Raw genomic sequence first — 18,802 nt, forward strand, 5'->3', positions numbered from 1 at the left:
GGTGGACTTCAGGAACGCCGATCTGCTCCTGGCCGACGCGCGGGCCCTGCTGAGCGAGCACGCCTCCGTCCGCGCGCAGGCGCTGCACGCCCTCGACGCGCTGCGCCGCGACGTGGCCAGGGCCGGGCTGGACACGGTGCCGGTCTCGCGGCTGAAGGACGTGACCGGCGGGCGGCTGCGCATCGGCACGCTGGAGAAGGCCGGGCTCGCCACGGTGCGGCAGGTGCTGGAGGCCACGCCGTACGAGCTGCAGCTGTTGCCGGGGATCGGGGCGCGGACGGCGGGGCAGATCCACGCGGCCGCCCGGCAGATCGAGCAGGCCGCCGCCGAGGCCGCGAGCCTGCGGCTGGACGTGGACCGGCCCGACCACCACACCACGGAGCTGGTGGTCGCGCTGCACCGCCTGGTGGGGGCGGGACCGGACCTGCCGCGGGCGCTCGACGCCGCCGGCGACCTGGCCGGACGGCTGGCGCCGCTGCTGGCGCAGGCGCGGCCCGCGCGCAGCAGGCTGCGGATGATGTTCACGCTGCCCGTGCGGCGCCGGCGGGCCCGGGAGGCGGTCGAGGACCTCGAGGCCCTGCTGGACGGCGCCGCCGCGACGCGGCTGCTGCTCGCCCAGGTCACGACCGACCTGCTGCGCCCGCCGGCCCGCGACTTCGAGGCGTGGGCGGACTTCGAGACCCGCTCTCCGGAGTACTTCGCCCTGCTGGCGGAGCTGGCGGGCGAGCCGCTCGGCACCGGGCAGGGGCTGCTGCCGGACGACCTGGCGGCCAAGGTCGCCGCGCAGCCGCTGGACGACAGCCACCGGCGGGTGTCCCTGCGCGGCTACCAGGCGTTCGGGGCCCGCTTCGCGCTCGTCCAGGAGCGCGTGATCATCGGTGACGAGATGGGGCTGGGCAAGTCGATCGAGGCCATCGCGGCGCTGGCGCACCTGCGGGCCACCGGCGGCACGCACTTCCTGGTGGTCTGCCCGGCCAGCGTGCTGATCAACTGGGTGCGGGAGATCGGCTCGCGCAGCACCCTGCACGCCTACCCGCTGCACGGGCCCGACCGGCTCGCGGCCCAGCGGGAGTGGCTGCGGCAGGGCGGCGTCGCGGTGGCCACCCTGGACGGGCTGCACCGGCTGGACGGCATCGAGCTTTCGGAGCTCGGCATGCTGGTCGTGGACGAGGCCCACTACGTGAAGAACCCCGAGACCAAGCGGTCGCGGGCGGTCGCCGCCTGGTGCGGGCGGGCGCGGCGGGTGCTGTTCCTGACCGGCACGCCGATGGAGAACCGGGTGGAGGAGTTCCGGACGCTGATCGCGTACCTGCGGCCCGACCTGGCCGCCGGGCTGCGCAGCAGCGACGTGGTGGCGGGGGCGCAGGCGTTCCGCAAGGCGGTCGCGCCCGTCTACCTGCGGCGCAACCAGCAGGACGTGCTGGCCGAGCTGCCGGAGCGGGTGGAGGCCGACGAGTGGGTGGAGTTCAGCGGGGCCGACTTCGAGGCGTACAGGGAGGCGGTGGCCGCGGGCAACTTCATGGCCATGCGCCGCGCCGCCTACGCCGAGCCGGCCACCTCGGCCAAGCTCAAGCGGCTGCTGGAGCTGGTGGAGGACGCCGAGGCCAACGGGCTGAAGGTGGTGGTGTTCTCCTACTTCCGCGCGGTGCTCGCCACCGTGGGGGCGGCGCTGGACGGGCGGGCGCACGGGCCGCTGTCCGGGGACGTGAGCGCCGAGCGGCGGCAACAGGTGGTGGACGAGTTCTCCGCCGCCGCCGGGCACGCGGTGCTGCTCAGCCAGGTGCAGGCGGGCGGGGTGGGGCTGAACCTCCAGGCGGCGTCGGTGGTGATCCTGTGCGAGCCGCAGGTCAAGCCGAGCATCGAGGCGCAGGCGGCCGGGCGGGCGCACCGGATGGGGCAGGTGCGGCGGGTGCAGGTGCACCGGCTGCTCACCGTGGACTCGGTGGACCAGCGCATGCTGGACATCCTGCGCCGCAAGTCGGCGCTGTTCGACGCGTACGCCAGGCGCAGCGACCTGGCCGAGTCCACGGGCGACGCGGTGGACGTCTCGGAGCAGTCACTGGCCAGGCAGGTGGTCGAGGAGGAGCAGCGCCGCCTGCTGCCCGGCTGACCCGGCCGGCCGGTCAGCCCGCGCCGAAGCAGACGAACGTGCACGCGGGCTCCCCTTCCCCGGCCGCCGCGAGCGCGTCGGCGGGGGACGCGCCGAGTGCCACGCCCCGGTGGTAGGCCGTCATGACCCGCTCGGCCACGGCGTCGGGCACGCGGGTGAGGCTGGAGATCACGGTGGACGTGCCGAGGTAGAGCAGGGCCGCGGTGAAGCCCAGCAGCTCGTCGCCCGCCCTGACCACCGCCTGGCCGACGTCGCACGCCGACAGCACCACGTGTCCCGGCGTCCGGTCCAGGCGCTGCAAGTCGTGGGCCATCAGGGGGCCGTCGGCCAGGTCCAGGCGGGAGAAAAGCACGTTCTCGCGCTCGTGGTGGCCGTGGGCGGCGAAGTGGGCGAAGGACGCGCCGTCGAGCGCGGACAGGGTGGCCGACACGGTGGCCTGCTCGCCCCGCAGCGTGCGTGCCTTCGGATGCACCGCGCCCAGCCGCTGGATCTCCCGCTCGGCGTGCTCCAGGTCGGGCCCGGCGACCAGGACGGAGGAGCTGCCGTCCCGGACGAACGGCTCCGCGGCGCGCCTGGCCGCCAGCCAGACCAGCGCGGACGGCGCCACCGCCAGCGGCCTGCCGCGCAGGCCGGGCAGCAGTCCCCACGGCACGGCGGACAGGCCCATGGTCGGGATCAGCACGATGCCCCTGGCGCCGGACAGCGCCTGCCGCAGCGGTGCTCCCAGCGCGGCGGCGAGCACGCCGAGCTGGCGCTCGACGGACGCCTCGATCACCGCTCTCAGCGCGGGCCGCAGGTTGCGTCCGGCCTGGGCGTTGAGGTCGCCCGCCAGGCGGCGCGCCGCCTCCGCCACCGGTTCGTACGCGCTGAGCCTGTGCAGGTGGCAGCGGCCGTCCACGAGCACCAGGGCGAGCAGCCCGCCGCCCACGTTCAGCAGGCTCACCATGGCGAACCCGTCGTCGGCCAGCGCCTCCTGCACCGCCGCGACCGGGGCGGGGGCCAGCCGCTCGCCGACGCCCGGGAGCTGCCAGCCGCGTTCCCTGATCACCTGCTCCAGCTCCAGGCAGCGCCTGCGCAGGGCCGGGCGGCGGTGGCCGGCGGCCTCGTCGGCGTGCATCTGCTGGGCGAGCTGGCGCAGCTCGGCCAGCGCCTCGGCGGTCCGCTCGTCCTCGGGCGCCCGCGTCGGCCGGAACCTGAACGCCTGCGCCCTGCACCGCTCGGACCACGCGAACACCTGCCGCGGCGAGCCTCCCGCCAGGGCCGCCCTCAGCCCGTGGGCGGCCAGGTCGGCTCCCAGGGCGGCCACGCCGGTGAGCATGTCGAGGCTGCCCAGCCTGCCGCGGTGGGAGTCGATGAGCGCCAGCCCTTCGCGCACCTTGCGCAGCGCCTGCCCGCGCCGGCCCTGGGCCCCGGCCAGCTCGGCCTCCGCCAGCCGCCGCATCAGCCGCACATCGAGCGGCTCCCCGCGCGGCCGCCCTCCCGTACGCGACAACGGTGCCGGCCCCTGCCCCGCACCCGCAGCCAGTATGCCGTCCGGCGGCGGCCCGTCCGGCGGCGGCCCATCCAGGGGCGGCCCGCCCGAAGGCGCGCGCGAGGCAGAGGCCGGGGTGTGCGGCGGGGGCTCGCCCGGTGGAGCGTCGGGTGGCGGGGCCGGGGCGTGGGGCGCGGGATCGGGGGGTGGTGGGGTCGGGGGTGGGGCGGTGGCGGTGGAGGCGGCGGCGGTGAGGTGGCCGGCGGCGATGAGGGCGCGTACCGAGACCAGGCGGGCCATCTCGCCGTCGTCGGGCATGTCGAGCTCGGCGAAGCGGGCCGCCAGGTCCCAGGCCCGCCTGGCCACCGACCGGGGAGCGGCACCGCGGGCCAGGTCGGAGCGCAGGCGCATGAGCTCCGCCCGCCGCGCCCAGGCCGCGCTGCCCCGGCGGCGGAAGTGGGTCTCCGCGCGCCTGGCCCAGTCGCGGGCCTCGGCGTGCCGCCCGGCGTCGAGCGCGCACTGGGCCCTGGCCAGCTCGGCCTCGGCGTAGTCCTGCATCAGGCGTTGCCTGCGGAAGCCGTCGATGGCCTGGTCGAGCGTGTGCCCGGCCTCGTCGGTCAGGCCCACGGCGAGCAGCGCGCGGGCCCGGTCGAGCGCGAGCACGGGCAGGAAGCCCGGGTTGACGTCCTGGTAGAGCCGCTCCACCCGGGCGAACACGCTCAGCGCGGCCGGCACGTCGCCCAGCAGCAGGTCGCAGTAGCCGTCGTTGTGCAGGGCCTTGGCCGCGAGCACGGGATGGTCGTGGGCGTGGGCGAGCTGGGCGCTCCTGCGGGCGTCGTCCCTGGCCTGACGGATGCGTCCGGTGGCGATGTGGATGACCGACCGGTTGAGCAGCACCCTGGCCAGCTCGACGCGGTCGCCGTCGAGCTGCAGCATGGGGGCGGCGATGTCCAGCTCGCGCAGCGCCTGGGTGCTGGAGCCCATGCGCAGGTGCATCAGGCCGCGCTGGGCGTGCACGATGGCCAGCTCTCCGGCGGGGGCGCGGCGCTGGGCCTCGTCGAGCAGCTCCATCCCGAGCTCGCTGCGCCCCTGCTCGGCCTCGGCGTGCGCGAGGCTGGTCAGCAGACGGGCGAGCAGGCCATCGTCGCCGGGGGTGCCGCCGGCAGGGGTGGTCCAGCCGAGCAGGGTGAGGGCCTGGCGGAGCCTGCGGGCGGCAAGGGCCGGGCGGCCGTTGTCGGTCGCCTCGACGCTGAGCCTGTGCAGGCGCTCCGCCTGCTCCCGGAGAGTGCCCGCACGCCCGCTGTCGCGCATCCGGCCTCGCGGTGGTCAGAGGATGAGTGAGGGCGTCACAGCCAGTATCGTCGCCTGCGCCGGATCATCAAGTCCCTGGCGCACCACGAGTTGCGACAGCCCTCGCGGCACCACGTCGAGCACGAACCGCCCCTGATCGTCGGCCCTGACGACGTGCGCGCCCTCGCCGCAGCGCAGCTCCACCAGGTGGTCGCCGGGCGGCGCGAGCCAGCCGTCCACGCGGACGGCGTGCTCGTCACGCGCGCTGACGCTGATCATGATGGTGAGGATCTCGCTGTCGAACGTGATCGTCCGGCTGTCCTCACCACCGCGTACGCCCGCGGGCAGCACGTCCTCCTCCTGCGGCCGCAGCACCTCGAACTCGGGCGATTCCAGGGCCAGGGCGAACCGCAGGCGTTCGACGAGCGTGGCGGGCACGGGGTCGACGACGCGGTAGACATTCGCGATCTCGTCGACGAGGTGCTGGTCCTCGGGGGTGAAGTGGGGGTGGTCCCCCTGGGCCGTGTTCATCAGGAACTCCAATCCGGGTCCTTCGCGAGCAGGAGGCGCAGCTTCGCGAAGCACCGGCCGCGCGTGGGCCCGATGCTGCCCATCGGCATGCCGAGCGCGGCGGCCACCGCGTCGTAGTGGGGCCGCGGCACGAAGGCGATGATCCTGAGCAGCTCGGCGCACCGCTTGGGCAGGCTCTCGACCGCGTGCCAGAGCGCGCGGCGCCGCTCGTCGTCCACGAGCAGCTCGTCGGGGGTGAGCACGCCGTCGGGCAGCTCGTCGAACGTGTCGTCCCCGGGGAGGTCGTCCTTGCGCGAGGCGCGGCTGACGCGCCACGCCTCGCGGCGGGTCGTGGTGACGAGCCATTCGATCAGCGCGCCGGGAACGGAGATGGCGTGCAGGTGCCGCAGCAGGGTGAGCCAGGTGGTCTGGATGACGTCCTCGGCGGCCTGCTGGGTCAGGCCCTGGTTGCGCGCGGTGTGCCAGAGCACGGGGGTGAGCTCGGCGACGATGGCGTCGAGCGCGTCGCTGTTGCCCTGCCGCGCCTCGACGAGCAGCCCGGCGAGCCGGTCGCGGCGCTGGGAGCGCGCGGTGTTCCGGGCGGTGTTCTGGGCGGTGTTCTGGGTGGTGGGCGCACGGTCGAGTGCGGGGTCGCGGGTCATCAGATCGGTACGACTTCCGGCCGCGCCACCTTGTCGTTGATCATCGTGTCGACGACCGTCCTGGCCCGTTCGACCCGGTCGACGCCCACCTGCTGGACCGTCTTGGTCAGCTCGGCGGCGATGGCGCCCGCGACGATCGGCGCGGCGAAGGAGGTGCCGCTCCAGGCGCAGTGCGCCCCCACGGCGTCGGAGTCGAGCGAGGCGCGCTCGCCGGTGCTGAGCATGGCGTTCTGGGCGCCGCGGAACTGGGGCGGGAACGTGCTGACGACCATGGCGCCGGGCGCCCGCCACCGTACGGCGGGGTGCTCGTTGCTGAAGATGGCGATCGTGCCGTCGGGGTTCTTGGCGGCGACGCCGAGCATGGGCGCGAGCGGCGGCCCCGGGACGGCGGTCTCGGAGAGGGCGGCGAGGTAGAACGGCCTGGTGGTGGCGTAGTTTCCGGCGGCGTTGACGACGATGACGCCGCGGGCCCTGAGCTGGTTGACCTTGTCGAACAGCGCCTGCATGGCCGCGTCGCCGGTCTCGGCGAAGCCGCCGAAGGAGCAGCAGAGCACGTCCACGGCCTGCCCGTCGTCCAGGAGCTGCAGCAGGCGGTCGAGCGCCGCGTGCACGGCCTCGCCCGGCACCACGCCGTCGCTGTGCATGACCTTGTACATCAGGACGCGGGCGTCGGGCGCGATCTGCGCGATGAGGCCGGCCAGCATGAGGCCGTGGCCGGTGTGCGAGTTGAGGGTGCCGACCAGCGGGTTCGGCAGCTGGCCGAGGTCCTCGTAGCCGACGAGCTTGGCGATGTCGCGGCCCTGGTAGGCGGGGTGGGTGTCCTCGATGAGCTGCTGCCCGGCCGGGTCGACGGTGAGGAACGCGTCGGGGTCGGTGACGGGCTTGAACCAGGGGTGCGCGGTCACGCCGGTGTCCAGGGTGACCACGGTGATCCTGGGCCCGCCGAGCTCGTCGAGCGTGCGGCGGCGCGGCGGCCCGGCCACCACGGTGACGGGGATGCGGCCGTAGCCGGGGCGGCCGATCCCGCCGGGCTCCTCGGTGACGGCGTGCCCGCTGGTGGCGGGCTCGCCGCCGAGGTCGAGCGAGCCGATGCCGCTGGTGGCCGAGCCCACGAACAGGTGGTCCAGCGAGATCTTCTCCATGTCCGCCCTGCCGGCCAGGGCGGCGGGCTCCTCGCGCAGCGCGCGGCGGACGGCCCGCAGGGCCGGCCAGGCGTCCGCCTTGACGTCGCGGGCTCCTTCGGCGACGGTCAGGACGGCGGGCAGCCAGGCGGTCTCGCGGCCGTCCTGCCGCTGGCGGGCCCGCTCGATGCTCTCCTCCGACAGCTTGAGGCCGACGCCGGACAGCGCCGCGTTGATCCAGTCGGTGTCGTCCCGGTTGACGAGCAGGTGCCCGGGGACGAGGAGCACGTCCGCGCGGTAGACGGTCGAGTCGGGCCGGGTCTCGCCGTCGTCCAGGCCGACGGCCCACGGGTCGAGGACCTTGGCTCCGTGCCGGTCCAGGATCTCCCTGGGAAGGGTGAAGCCCTGCCACGACGGCCCGAATTTCTCGGTGGGGCCGGTTCTGGGAGCTTCGGGGGTGTAGTCGATGGTCATGCGCCGCCTCCGGTTCTTCCCTTCTGTGGCCTACGAGAGCGGATCGGGGGCGCCGATACGCACCGGCAGATAACGGAATGGTCACGATCCCCGAGCGGCTTGAATGCTTGCAGAAAGTTTCCGCAACATCCTTGCACAGCCTGCATGCGCTAGGTAACTTCCGGGCAATCCCCCGAAACTCCAAGAGAGTGCACCATGAAACGACTGAAGGCAGGCCTCGCCGCCCTGTTCACCATGGCGGCCGTTCTCGTGGACACCACCGGCGCGGCACAGGCCGCCCCTCCCGGCGACAGGGACGTGATCGCCAACCTCTGGAGCTGGAACTGGAACTCCGTGGCCAGGGAGTGCACCGGCCACCTCGGCCCCGCCGGCTACGGCGGCGTCCAGGTCTCCCCGCCCCAGGACTCCCTCACCAGGGGCGGCGCCGTCTGGTGGGACGTCTACCAGCCCGCCGGCTACACCCTGACCAGCAAGTTCGGCAACGAGGACCAGTTCGCGGCGATGGTGCGGGCCTGCCACGACGCGGGCGTCAAGGTCTACGCGGACGCCGTCGTCAACCACATGACCGGCCAGGGCAGCACCAGCTACGGCGGCGCGAGCTTCACCAAGTACAACTACCCGGGCCTGTACTCCCCCGCCGACTTCCACTACTACTCAGAGGACTGCGGCAACTCCGACAACCTCATCCACGACGGCGACTACGCCGGCAGCGCCCGCAACGTGCAGAACTGCGAGCTGGTCGGCCTGTCCGACCTGGAGACCGAGGAGCCGTACGTCCGCGGCGCCATCGCCGGCTACCTCAACAGGCTCATCGCGCTGGGCGTGGACGGCTTCCGCGTCGACGCCGCCAAGCACACCAGCCCGGCCGACCTGGGTGACATCTACGGCAGGCTGAACGGCTCGCCGTACATCTACCAGGAGGTCATCTACGGCCCCGGCGAGGCGGTGCAGCCCGGCCAGTACACCGGGATCGGCGACGTGCTGGAGTTCCAGTACGGCCGCTACCTGCGCGAGAAGTTCCACGGCAGCATCGCGGACCTGCGCACGTTCGGCGAGAGCTGGAACGGCATGCAGCCGTCGGGCAGGTCCGTCACGTTCGTCGCCAACCACGACACCGAGCGCGGCACCAGCGCGCTGAGCTACAAGGACGGGCCGGTGTACCGGCTGGCCACCATCTTCCAGCTCGCCTGGAACCACGGCACGCCGCAGGTGTACGACGGCTTCACCTGGAGCGACAGGGAGGCGGGGCCGCCGCACTCGAACGGGTTCGTCCGCGACGCCGTGTGCGGGAGCGGCTGGGAGTGCCTGCACCGCGACCCGGCGATCACCGGCATGGTCCGCTTCCACAACGCGGTCAGGGGCACCCCGGTCGCCAACTGGAGCTCCCCGAACCCCGACGTGATCGCCTTCAGCCGCGGCGCCGCGGGCTGGATCGTGATCAACAACGGCACCGGCTCGTACGCGGGCACGTTCCCGACCGGCCTGCCCGCCGGCACGTACGCCGACCTGACCGGCACCGGCACCGGCACCGGCACGGTCACCGTGAACGGCGGCGGCCAGGCCGCGGTCACCGTGCCCGCCAGGGGCGCGGTCGCGATCGTCGCCGGCGGCACGACCACGCCGCCCGCCCAGGTCCCCGTCACCTTCGGCGTGCACGCCACCACCACCTGGGGCACGAACGTCCATCTCGCCGGCTCCATCGGCGCCCTGAAGAACCGGAACCCGGCCGAGGCCATCCCGCTCTCCTCCGCCGCGGCCATCGACGCCACCTGGAAGTGATCAGGCGCCGATGGCGGCGCGCAACATCGGTAAGGCCCGCTCCAGCGCCCGCTCCCAGTAGGGCCAGGTGTGCGTGCCCGCACCGTAGAAGTCGGTGGTGATCTCCGCGCCCGCCGCCCGCGCCCGCTCGGCGAAGACCTTCGCCTGGCTCAGCAGCGCGCCCTCGAAGTCGCCCGAGGCGCCCGGCGGGTCCAGCGGCCCAGGCTCGCCGTCGCCGCAGGACACGTAGAGCGGGACTCCGCCCAGCCTCTCCGCGAGGCGGGCGGGGTTGTGCTCGTCCCATGCCTGCCCGTCTGGCTCGCCCCAGAGGGCGGCGGGGTCCTCGCCGTTCTCCCGGAGCAGCCTCCGCACGCCGGAGCGGTCGCCGGTGGTGTCGAGCACGCCGGAGAACGACGCGGCCGCGCGGAACAGGCCGGGATGGCGGGCGGCGTACACCATGGCGCCCAGCCCGCCCATCGACAGCCCGGCGACCGCCCGGTCCGGGCTCGCCCCGAACTCGGCCTCGATCAGCGGGATCAGCTCCTCGATGTGGAAGGTCTCCCACTTCGGGCCGCGTACCCAGTCGGAGTAGAAGCCGACGCGGCCGCCCTCGGGCACCACCACGATGGCGGGCAGCTCGCCGGTGAGCCGCTCCGCGCCGCCCTCGTCCACCCAGCCGAGGTGGCCGGCGCCGCAGCAGCCGTGCAGCAGGTAGAGCACCGGCCAGGGGCCCGAGCCGCGGGTCCAGCCGCGCGGGAGCAGCACGCGTACGGGGGTCTCGCGGCCGAGCGCGCGCGAGGCCACGGTCAGCGCCTGCCCGCGCTCGCCCACCGGCTCCCGCTCGACGATCCGCGCGCCGTCCACCTGGGCCGCGGGCGGCGCCGGAGCGGGTGTGCAGCCCAGGGCCGCCACCACGAGCACCGCCACGAGTGCTGCCCTGGCCCTCATCGCCCGGCCAGGGGGTCGAAGCCGCGCAGCATCATGCCCTGGCCGCGTGATCGGTGCACGTCGTCGGCGGGCCGGTCCTCGGGGTCGCGGAACTGCACGAGCAGCGTCGTACGGGCCTCGCCCGACCGGTTGATCCCGGACCCGTGCACGGTCAGGTAGCCGATGAACAGCACGTCGCCCGCCTCCGCCTCGACCGGCACCGCCTTCTCCAGCGGCCACCGCTCCGGCGGCAGGTGCCAGCCGCCCTCCTCGACGTGTGGCAGCGGCCCGTCCCTGTGGCTGCCCGGCACGACCCGCACGCAGCCCTTCTCCTCGGGCGCGTCGTCGAAGTGGAAGATGGCCGCGCCGACCGTGTGGCGGGTGTGCGGGAAGTGCGCGGCGTCCTGGTGCATCGGGAACGGCGAGCCCTTCTCCGCTGGCTTGACGAAGATCTTGGTGTGGTGGAGCTGGACGTTCTCCGACCCGATCAGGGCCGCCGCCACGTCGGTGAAGCGCGGGTCGAGCATGAGCCGGGCGAACGCGGCCGAGTGGAACTGCGCGTCGTGGCAGTGGCGCAGCTCGGTGGCGATCCCGGCCAGCCGCCTGGCGCTGCCCCAGGTGGGGTCGTACGGGCGTAACCGCGACAGCACCGCGTGGCACTCCTCGCGGTAGGCCCGCGCCTCGTCCTTGCCGATCAGCCCTCTGACCAGCAGGTAACCGTGGTCCCGGTAGAACCGGGTCATCGAAGAATCGGCCATCCCACACTCCCGGTGCCGCGCGGTCCCTCTCACTGTGTGCCCGCGAAGCCGCCGGGGGAAGAGTGGCGGCCCGCGAAGCCGCCGGGGAAGGGCGGCGGCCGCGCCGCCACCCTTCCGGGCGTTACCGGCAGGTCACCGGGTGCTCGCCTTGACCCGGGCAGTACGTCACTTGGATCCCTCTTGTAACGCTCCGAGGTGCTTAACTGGGGTCGTAAATCGTTTCATTGCGATCTCTGCGGAAGGTCCCCCTTGGATTACGAACGCCAGCCGTACAGAAGGTGCGGCCGCAGCGGCCTGCTCCTGCCCGCCGTGTCGCTCGGCCTGTGGCACAACTTCGGCGAGGGCAAGCCGCTCGACGGCCAGCGCGCCATCCTGCACAAGGCCTTCGACCTCGGCATCACCCACTTCGACCTCGCCGACCGCTACGGCCCGCCCATCGGCGCCGCCGAGGCGGCCTTCGGCAGGCTCCTGCCGCGTTCGCTGCGTGACGAGGTGGTGGTCACCACCAAGGGCTTCAACCCCATGTGGGACGGCCCGTACGGCGTGGGCGGCTCGCGCAAGCACCTGCTGGCCACCCTCGACCGTTCGCTGCAGCGGCTCGGCCTCGACTACGTGGACATCTTCTACCTGCACCGCGACGACGAGGAGACGCCGCTGGAGGAGCAGGTGGCCACGCTGGACCACATGGTCCGCACCGGCCGCGCCCTCTACGTCGGCGTCTCCAACTTCTCCCCCGAGCGCACCGCCCAGGCCGCCCGCCTGCTGCGCTCGCTCGGCACGCCGCTGCTGGTGCACCAGCCGTCGTACTCGCTGCTGAACCGGGGCATCGAGGACTCGCTGCTGGGCGTGCTGGAGGAGGAGGGCGTCGGGTGCGTGGTGTACTCGCCGCTGGCGCAGGGCCTGCTGACCGACCGCTACCTGAACGGCATCCCGGCCGACTCGCGGGCGGCCGAGGGCCGGTTCCTGACGCCTGACCGGGTGACGCCCGAGGTGCTGGCGTTCGTGCGGTCGCTGTCGGAGCTGGCGGACTCGCGCGGGCAGACGGTGGCGCAGCTCGCGCTGGCGTGGGCGCTGCGGGACCCGCGGATCACCTCGGTGCTCGTCGGCGCCTCCAGCCCCGAGCAGCTGGAGGCGAACGTGGCGGCCGTGGACCGGCTCGACTTCACCGAGGACGAGCTGGCCACCATCGAGCGCGCCGCCAAGGAGTCCGGCGTCCAGGCGTGACCCCCGCCGGCGGGAGGCCGCGAGGTCGCCCGCCGGCCGCTCAGAGCAGGTCGCGGGCGGCGGCCAGGGTGGCGGCGAGCGTCGTGCGCACCACCTCGCCGGGCCTGGCCAGGCTCGTCTGGCAGCGCACGTCCTCCACCCGCGGATAACCCGGATCGGCCCCCACCACGATCCGCCGCGCCGGGTTGTCCAGCGCCGCCCCCAGCTCCAGCAGCGCGATCGGCTGCGTGCTCTCCCCCGGCGGGAACCAGAACATGGTCAGCACCCCCGGCAGGTGCAGGTGGTGATGCTCCCAGGCGATCTGGACGGGCGCCTGCGCGGGATCCCCGATCGGGAAGTCGCGGCGGCGCGGGTTGAGCACGACCGCGCCGAGCCGTCCGAGCTCCCGCGCCGCCTCCCGCTGCCAGTCCGCCACCCCGGTGATCCCGCCCGCCAGGAACACCGCGGGCGGATCCCCTGGGGCGGGCTCGTAGTAGTCGGGCGCCTCGTAGTAAGGGCTCACCGCGATTCCTCCTCGTCCGCGACTTCGGTCGCGCGCCGTACATCCATCGATGTACGGGTGATTTCGCTCCACGGGACGATCGGGAGCGGCCCGCACGCCAGCACAGTTGAAGGTGTGGACAGACGCATCGGCGCACTCGACGTGCTGCGCGGCGTGGCCATCCTGGGCACGCTGGGCACCAACATCTGGATCTTCACCGACCCCGCAGGCCCGCCGGCGATGCTGGGCTTCGGCGGGGACGCCGGCGTGGCGGAGACGTTCCTGCGCTTCCTGTCCAACGGCAAGTTCCTCGGCCTGCTCACGCTGCTGTTCGGCGTCGGGCTGGAGCTGCAGTACCGCAGCGCGGTACGCAGGGGCCTGGCGTGGCCCGGCCGCTATCTGTGGCGGGCGGCGCTGCTGTTCGCCGAGGGGGCGCTGCACTTCGTCCTGATCTTCGAGTTCGACGTGCTGATGGGGTATGCGCTGACCTCGATGATCGTCGCATATCTGATCGGCAGGAGCGAGCGTGCCGTGACGGCCTGGATGGTGGGGGCGGGCACGCTGCTCGTGGCCCTGGTCGGCCTCGTCACGCTGGCCCTGCTGACAGCCCCGGCCGGGGCGACGGGGCGGGCCGCCGCGTACCCGGACGGCTGGCTGGACCAGGTGCGGCTGCGGCTGGACAACCTGGTGGTGTTCCGCGCGGAGCTGGTCCTCATCGTGCCGCTGGGCATCGTGCTGTTCCTGCTCGGGGCCCGGCTGATGCGCGCCGGGGTGTTCGAGGAGCGGGGCGCGCGGTTGCGCGGCCGGCTGATGGCCGCCGGGCTCGGCCTCGGCGTGCCGCTGAACCTGCTCACCTCGTTCGCGGGCCCCGCCTGGTTCATGGTGGACCGTTACCTCATGGCGCCGCTGGTCGCCCTGGGCCTGCTGGCGCTGATCACCTCGATCACGCTCGGCATGAAGGGCGCGCCGGGCGTGCTGCGCCGGGGGCTCACGAACGTCGGCCGCACGGCGCTGTCCTGCTACGTGTTCCAGAACCTGGCCGCCGGAGTGCTCTGCTACGGCTGGGGGCTGGGCCTGGCCGCCCGGTTCGACGGGCTGCGGCCCTGGTGGGTGCCGGTGGCCTGGGGCACGATCTGCCTGCTGTTCATGGTGCTGTCGTCGTGGTGGCTGCGCCGGTTCGAGCGCGGGCCGCTCGAGCTGGCCTGGCAGTGGGCGTACCTGGCCCCGTTCAGGACGGCCGCGCCCGCGCGGCGATGACCGCCTGACACCCCGCGTCCGCACCACCCGCCGGAACGTGTTTCAATGCACCGACATGAAATTTTCCAGTCTCGGACCGGGCGGCGGGACCGTGAGCCGGCGCGCGCTCGACTGGCTGCCGGCGATCGCGGGCGGCGTGCTGCTCACGCTGATGACCCAGACCAACGCCGTGCTCGCCCGCCACACCGACGCCGTGTACGCCTCCTGGGCCGCGCACGCCATCGGCGCCGTGGTCGCGCTGGTCCTGGTGCCCACCATCGGCCGGCGCCGGCCGCCGGCGCCGGCGGACGGCGCGGCCAGGACGCCGCTCTGGTACTACCTGGGCGGCATCCCCGGCGCGCTCGTGGTCGTCCTGTCGGCCGTCGCGGTCAACAGCGAGCTGGCCCTGGCCGGGACCATCGCGCTGATGCTCACCGGCCAGGTGGTGTTCGGCACCGCCGCCGACCACCTGGGCCTGCTGCACACCCCTCAACGCCGGCTCACGGGCATGGACCTGGCGGTGGCCGGGTGCGTGCTCGCGGGCAGCGTGCTCATCGTGCTCGGTGGAGCGTGACCATGCTGTTCTTCGTGTTCCTCGCGCTGGCCAACGGCGTGCTCATCGGCACGAGCCGCACCATCAACGGCCAGCTCGGCACGCGGGCGGGCGCGTTCAGGGCGTCCGTGTGGAACCACGTGGTGGGGTTCGTCTTCCTGAGCGTGGTGCTGCTCGTCCTGCGGATCTGGCCGGACGTCACGGACGTGCCCGCCGCCGCGTACGCGGGCGGGGTGTTCGGGGCGCTGTTCGTGGCGGTCAACAGTTACGTGTTCCCGAGGCTGGGCGCGATGAGTGCCTCGGTGCTGGTGATCAGCGGGCAGGTGCTGTCCGCCGTGGTGATCGACTGCGTCCAGCAGGGGACGTTCCCCGCGCCGGTCAGGCTGGCCGGCGTGGCCCTCGTACTCCTGGGGCTCAGCCTGCCCCGCATCACGGCCCGCCTGCGGCGCGAGAACACCTAGCGCCGCCGTCATCGGCGCCGAGCGTCCGGGTGGGGGTGCGGTGAGCACCTTCGTCATCGGCGCCGAGCGTGCATGCGGCGGCGCAGCGCCACGGCGGTGAAGGCGCCCGCCAGCAGCAGGGCGGCACCCGCGCCCCCGGCGATCCATCCCCAGCCGATGCCCGTCTCCTCCTCCGCCCTCAGCGGCTCCTTGACGGGGAAGGTCTCGCCGGCCGCCACCGGCCGCGCCGGGGTGCCGAGCGCCTTGACGAGCCCGGCGTCCACCGGTCCCGCCAGGCTCTCGTGCCCGGCCTCCCGCTCGTCGCCGGGCCGCAGCGGCCCCGCACCCGGGTCCACCGGCACGTTGCCCGAGCACAGGGTGGACGACAGTTCGACCCCCGCCACCATGGACCCCTCGGATCCGGCCGCCGCGAACACCAGGTAACGCCCGCCCCGCTCGAACGCGTACCCGCACGAGGCACTGTCCGCGCTGCTCGCGACCGTGAACCTGCCGGCGGGCCTCCCCTTGTAGATCTGGTCGGCCAGGAACGTGTAGACCCGCGGCCTGCCCGGCCCCTCCTCCGCGCGCACGTCCGCCACGGTGCCGGTGAAGACGGCGTCCGCGTGCTCGACGGCCCGCGCCGGTGACAGGTCCGCGCAACTGCAGGCGTACGCGGGCGTGGACAGCCCCACGAGGACGGAGGCCGCCAGGGCGAGGAGAGCGAGCAAGCGAAGCACCATGCCCTTACCACGTACCCGGAGGGTGCGCAGTTCACGGGGGTCAGCGCAGCGGGTCGAACTCGGCCAGGGCGGCGGGCCGCTTGCCGGTGGTGATCTGCTCGGCCAGCAGCCGTCCCGTGATCGGGCCGTGGGTCAGGCCCCACATGCCGTGGCCGCCCGCCACGTACACGGTGGGAGCCGCCGTCGCCCCGATGACCGGCCGCCCGTCCGGCGTGACCGGCCGGGAGCCCACCCAGACGTCGGTACGTTCCTCCCAGCGCACCCCGCGCAGCAGCGGGCGGGCGGAGGCGATGATGGCGTCCAGCCTGGCGGGCACCCCCGGGGCGTCCGGGTCGCGGAACTCCATGGTGCCCGCCACCCGCAGGCCGCCCTGGTACGGCGTGCAGGCGACCCGTACGCCGGGCAGGTAGAGCGGCCCGGGGACGGGGTGGTCGACCGGCACGGTGAAGGAGTAGCCGCGGCCCGCTCGTACCGGGACGCGGACGCCCCACTGCCGGGCCAGGCGGGGCAGCCAGGCGCCGGTGGCCAGCACCACCGCGTCGGCCGACAGGACGGTGCCCTTGGCGGAGCGGACGATCACCTTCCTGTCGTCGGTGCGCACCTCGGCGACCTCGACGGCGTACACGGTCGCGCCGCGCCGCATGACGGCCCTGCCCAGGGCGTGCACGAACGCGCCCGGGTCGACGTAACGCTGCCCCTCGATCCGTACCCCGGCGCCCAGCGCGTCGCCTGCCAGCGGGACCTGCTCGTGCAGCCGCCCGCCGTCCAGCACGGTGTGCTCGACCCGCTGCCCGGCCGACTCCAGCCTGCGCAGCTCCCGCAGCAGGCTCTCGGCCTGGCGCGGGGTGCCGAACGCGGCGGTGATCGGCGCCGCGACAACGGCCGCCGGCACGCCGTCGGCCGCCAGCGCCTCGTACGCCTCGACGCACTCGTCGTTGAGCGGCAGGTTGGCACGCGCGGCGCGGGTCCAGGACCGCCAGCGGCTGTTGGCGGCGAAGCGGGCCAGGAACGCCCACAGTCCGGGGTCGACGGTGGCGGGCACGTGGAGCGGAGCGGCGGGGTCGAGCAGCGAGCGCAGGCCGTACCGCAGGACGGCGGGCTCGTTCAGCGGGATGGCCAGGCCGGGCGCGATCCACCCCGCGTTGCCCCAGGACGCGCCGGCCGCCACGCCGCCCCGGTCGATCACGTCGACCTGAACCCCGCGCTCCTGCAGGAACCACGCGGTCGACAGGCCCACGATGCCCGCGCCCACCACGATCACCGATCGCGGCCAGTTGCCGGCCATGCTCACCCTCCAACGAGTACGGATGCCGATGTCGCAGCCAGCATGGCCCGGCCGGCGGCCCGTGACGGTGTGGGCGGGCGACAATCACACCGCCGCCGTTGTGGATCCGGCACAACACCTCAGTGACCGGGCTCCTCCTCGACGGCGGCCAGCATGATCGTCAGGGCGAGACGCTTGCGGGCGTCACCAAGGTCCAGCGGGGTGATCTCGCCCATCTTGCGCAGCCGGTTGCGCACCGTGTTGGGATGCACCTCCAGCCGTTCGGCGGCCGCGGTGAGGTCGCCCTGGCTCTCCAGCCAGGCCCGCAACGTGGCCACGAACCGGGTTCCGTGACGGGCGTCGTACCGCATCAGCGTGGGCACGGGCCCGCGCGCCGGCGTCCGGCCCGTACGCGCGGCCGCGCGCAGCCGCCGCAGCAGGATGTCGTCCCAGGACTCGTCGTAGGCAGGGACGAGTACCCCGGGCCTGGCACTCCCGTGCGACCCGCCCTCGCGCAACCCGGTCCCATGCGGCCCGCTCAGCCCACTCCCGTGCGCCCCGCCCTCACCCAGCCCGCTCTCGTGCAAGGCCAGGCATTCGCCGGCCTCCTGGCGGCTCGCCGGCAGCTCCAGAACCCCGGCGGGGGCGCCGATCCCCGCCGCCAGGCGTACCTGCGCGGGGAGCTCGGCCTGCAGCGCCGTGATCCAGCGGCGGGCGGCCTGCGCGTGCACGGCCGGCAGGATCGTGTAGAGCGTGTCACCCAGCAGCGTGCTGCGGCCGGGCCTGGACCAGCCGAAGCCGGTGGTGGCCTGCTCGAACGCCAGCAGCAGCGCGGCGTGACGCTCGCCCCCCGTACGGGCGCGGACCGCGATGACGCGCATCTCCTGCGGTGGCAGGCCCAGCCGGCTGATCAACGTCGCCGCGTCGGCGCTGCCCTCCAGCAGCCGGATGACCAGGTCGGACTCCACCTGCCGCTCCAGGTCGGCGCTGGCCCGGGAGCGCAGGAGGTGCAGCGCGACCGTACGGGCACCGTCGGCCAGAGCACGACGGCCGGCCTCGTCCGGCGGGCTGCCGCAACTCACCCACACCGAGCCGAGCAGCTCGCGACCGGCCCGCACCGCCACCGCCATGCGCCCGGTCAGTCCGTTCCCGGGATCGGCGGGCACGAACACCGGCTCGTCCGTCGTCGCCAGGCGGGCGAAGACCCCCTGCTGCTGGAACAGCTCGCGCAGGCGATCGGGCACGCGCCGGGCGAGGATCGTCTCCAGCCGGGCAGGGTCGCCCGCCTGCTGGGAACGGGAGTAGGCCAGCACCCGCGAGTGCCGGTCCTCGATGGTCACCGGCCCGCCGATGACGTCGGCGAGGCTGTCGGCCAGGGCGAACAGGTCGGTCGGACCACGCCCCGAGGCGGTCTCGCGGCTCTCCAGCACCAGCCCGTAGACCACCCCCGCCAGCTGGCTCCACGAGACGGCAGGATCGGCCAGCAACACGGCCACCCCGTACCGCTCACCGAGCTCGGCGGCCTCCCGCTCCTCGTCCGCGCGGCCCCCGCTCCCGGCGGGACGGACCAGGACCGCCGTGGCCTTGACCGCCGCCGCGGCCCGCACCGCCTCGCCGATCGACCTGCTGCCGACGGCCAGCAGCAGGTCTCCCGTGACGTGGCGGTCGCCGGCATCCGGCATCGCCACGCTGCGCAGCCAGGCCGAACGGGCCTCGGGACGCCCGCACAGCCGCACGCCGTACCCGCCGAGCACGTTCACCAGGCGGTCCAACGTGATCACGA

16 protein-coding genes are annotated in these 18,802 nt (G+C 74.1%); 6 read left to right on the forward strand and 10 right to left on the reverse strand.

What is annotated here, in order from left to right:
• Position 1: 1 nt before the first annotated feature.
• On the forward strand, positions 2-2,110 hold the full coding sequence (locus tag HD593_RS35120) for a DEAD/DEAH box helicase (protein ID WP_312903932.1): 2,109 nt from the start codon (positions 2-4) through the stop codon (positions 2,108-2,110).
• Between the two features lie 13 nt (positions 2,111-2,123).
• On the opposite strand, the gene HD593_RS63725 is transcribed toward HD593_RS35120, so the two are convergent.
• The 4 genes from HD593_RS63725 to HD593_RS35140 are packed head-to-tail and all read right to left on the reverse strand — an operon-like array spanning position 2,124 to position 7,638.
• Positions 2,124-4,892 (reverse strand): CHAT domain-containing protein, encoded by a 2,769-nt coding sequence (locus HD593_RS63725; protein ID WP_185106227.1) that lies wholly within the window; start codon positions 4,890-4,892, stop codon positions 2,124-2,126.
• Positions 4,893-4,907: 15 nt separating this feature from the next.
• On the reverse strand, positions 4,908-5,402 hold the full coding sequence (locus HD593_RS35130) for a carboxypeptidase regulatory-like domain-containing protein (RefSeq protein ID WP_185106228.1): 495 nt from the start codon (positions 5,400-5,402) through the stop codon (positions 4,908-4,910).
• Positions 5,402-6,043, reverse strand: a complete 642-nt coding sequence (locus HD593_RS35135; protein WP_185106229.1) for an RNA polymerase sigma factor — start codon at positions 6,041-6,043, stop codon at positions 5,402-5,404. Before HD593_RS35135 ends, HD593_RS35130 begins: the two co-directional genes overlap by 1 nt.
• Positions 6,043-7,638, reverse strand: a complete 1,596-nt coding sequence (locus HD593_RS35140) for a S8 family peptidase (RefSeq protein ID WP_185106230.1) — start codon at positions 7,636-7,638, stop codon at positions 6,043-6,045. Before HD593_RS35140 ends, HD593_RS35135 begins: the two co-directional genes overlap by 1 nt.
• Positions 7,639-7,833: 195 nt before the next feature.
• Between HD593_RS35140 and HD593_RS35145 the strand changes: the two genes are divergently transcribed.
• Complete coding sequence (locus HD593_RS35145; protein ID WP_185106231.1) at positions 7,834-9,417, forward strand: alpha-amylase family glycosyl hydrolase; 1,584 nt, start codon at positions 7,834-7,836, stop codon at positions 9,415-9,417.
• Here the strand turns inward: HD593_RS35145 and HD593_RS35150 are convergent, their stop codons facing one another.
• Both HD593_RS35150 and HD593_RS35155 read right to left on the reverse strand, forming a co-directional pair.
• Positions 9,418-10,323: an alpha/beta hydrolase gene (locus tag HD593_RS35150; RefSeq protein ID WP_185106232.1), complete on the reverse strand. Its 906-nt coding sequence runs from the start codon at positions 10,321-10,323 to the stop codon at positions 9,418-9,420.
• A 17-nt stretch (positions 10,324-10,340) separates the two neighbouring features.
• Positions 10,341-11,081, reverse strand: coding sequence for a phytanoyl-CoA dioxygenase family protein (locus HD593_RS35155; RefSeq protein WP_185106233.1), 741 nt, complete (start codon positions 11,079-11,081; stop codon positions 10,341-10,343).
• A 249-nt stretch (positions 11,082-11,330) separates the two neighbouring features.
• Here HD593_RS35155 and HD593_RS35160 point away from each other — a divergent pair, with 249 nt between their 5' ends.
• Entirely contained in the window at positions 11,331-12,305 is a 975-nt protein-coding gene (locus tag HD593_RS35160; RefSeq protein WP_185106234.1) for an aldo/keto reductase, read from the forward strand.
• Between the two features lie 40 nt (positions 12,306-12,345).
• Here HD593_RS35160 and HD593_RS35165 read toward each other — a convergent pair whose 3' ends face one another.
• Positions 12,346-12,807: a nucleoside 2-deoxyribosyltransferase domain-containing protein gene (locus tag HD593_RS35165; RefSeq protein WP_185106235.1), complete on the reverse strand. Its 462-nt coding sequence runs from the start codon at positions 12,805-12,807 to the stop codon at positions 12,346-12,348.
• 114 nt (positions 12,808-12,921) lie between these two features.
• Between HD593_RS35165 and HD593_RS35170 the strand changes: the two genes are divergently transcribed.
• Genes HD593_RS35170 through HD593_RS35180 form a run of 3 tightly spaced genes read left to right on the forward strand, consistent with a single transcriptional unit; the run spans position 12,922 to position 15,036 of the window.
• On the forward strand, positions 12,922-14,043 hold the full coding sequence (locus tag HD593_RS35170; protein ID WP_312903933.1) for a DUF418 domain-containing protein: 1,122 nt from the start codon (positions 12,922-12,924) through the stop codon (positions 14,041-14,043).
• Positions 14,044-14,098: 55 nt separating this feature from the next.
• On the forward strand, positions 14,099-14,596 hold the full coding sequence (locus HD593_RS35175) for a DMT family transporter (RefSeq protein WP_185106236.1): 498 nt from the start codon (positions 14,099-14,101) through the stop codon (positions 14,594-14,596).
• A 2-nt stretch (positions 14,597-14,598) separates the two neighbouring features.
• Positions 14,599-15,036 (forward strand): DMT family transporter, encoded by a 438-nt coding sequence (locus tag HD593_RS35180; protein ID WP_185106237.1) that lies wholly within the window; start codon positions 14,599-14,601, stop codon positions 15,034-15,036.
• Between the two features lie 53 nt (positions 15,037-15,089).
• Here HD593_RS35180 and HD593_RS35185 read toward each other — a convergent pair whose 3' ends face one another.
• The 3 genes from HD593_RS35185 to HD593_RS35195 all read right to left on the reverse strand — a co-directional run bounded on the left by HD593_RS35185 (position 15,090) and on the right by HD593_RS35195 (position 18,800).
• A complete protein-coding gene (locus HD593_RS35185; protein ID WP_185106238.1) occupies positions 15,090-15,755 on the reverse strand; it encodes a hypothetical protein in 666 nt (221 codons plus the stop codon).
• Between the two features lie 40 nt (positions 15,756-15,795).
• A complete protein-coding gene (locus HD593_RS35190; RefSeq protein WP_185106239.1) occupies positions 15,796-17,040 on the reverse strand; it encodes an NAD(P)/FAD-dependent oxidoreductase in 1,245 nt (414 codons plus the stop codon).
• Between the two features lie 119 nt (positions 17,041-17,159).
• Positions 17,160-18,800, reverse strand: coding sequence for a PucR family transcriptional regulator (locus HD593_RS35195; RefSeq protein WP_185106240.1), 1,641 nt, complete (start codon positions 18,798-18,800; stop codon positions 17,160-17,162).
• Positions 18,801-18,802: the final 2 nt, after the last annotated feature.

The sequence above is a fragment of the Nonomuraea rubra genome (genome assembly GCF_014207985.1).
In the GTDB taxonomy this organism is placed as follows: domain Bacteria; phylum Actinomycetota; class Actinomycetes; order Streptosporangiales; family Streptosporangiaceae; genus Nonomuraea; species Nonomuraea rubra.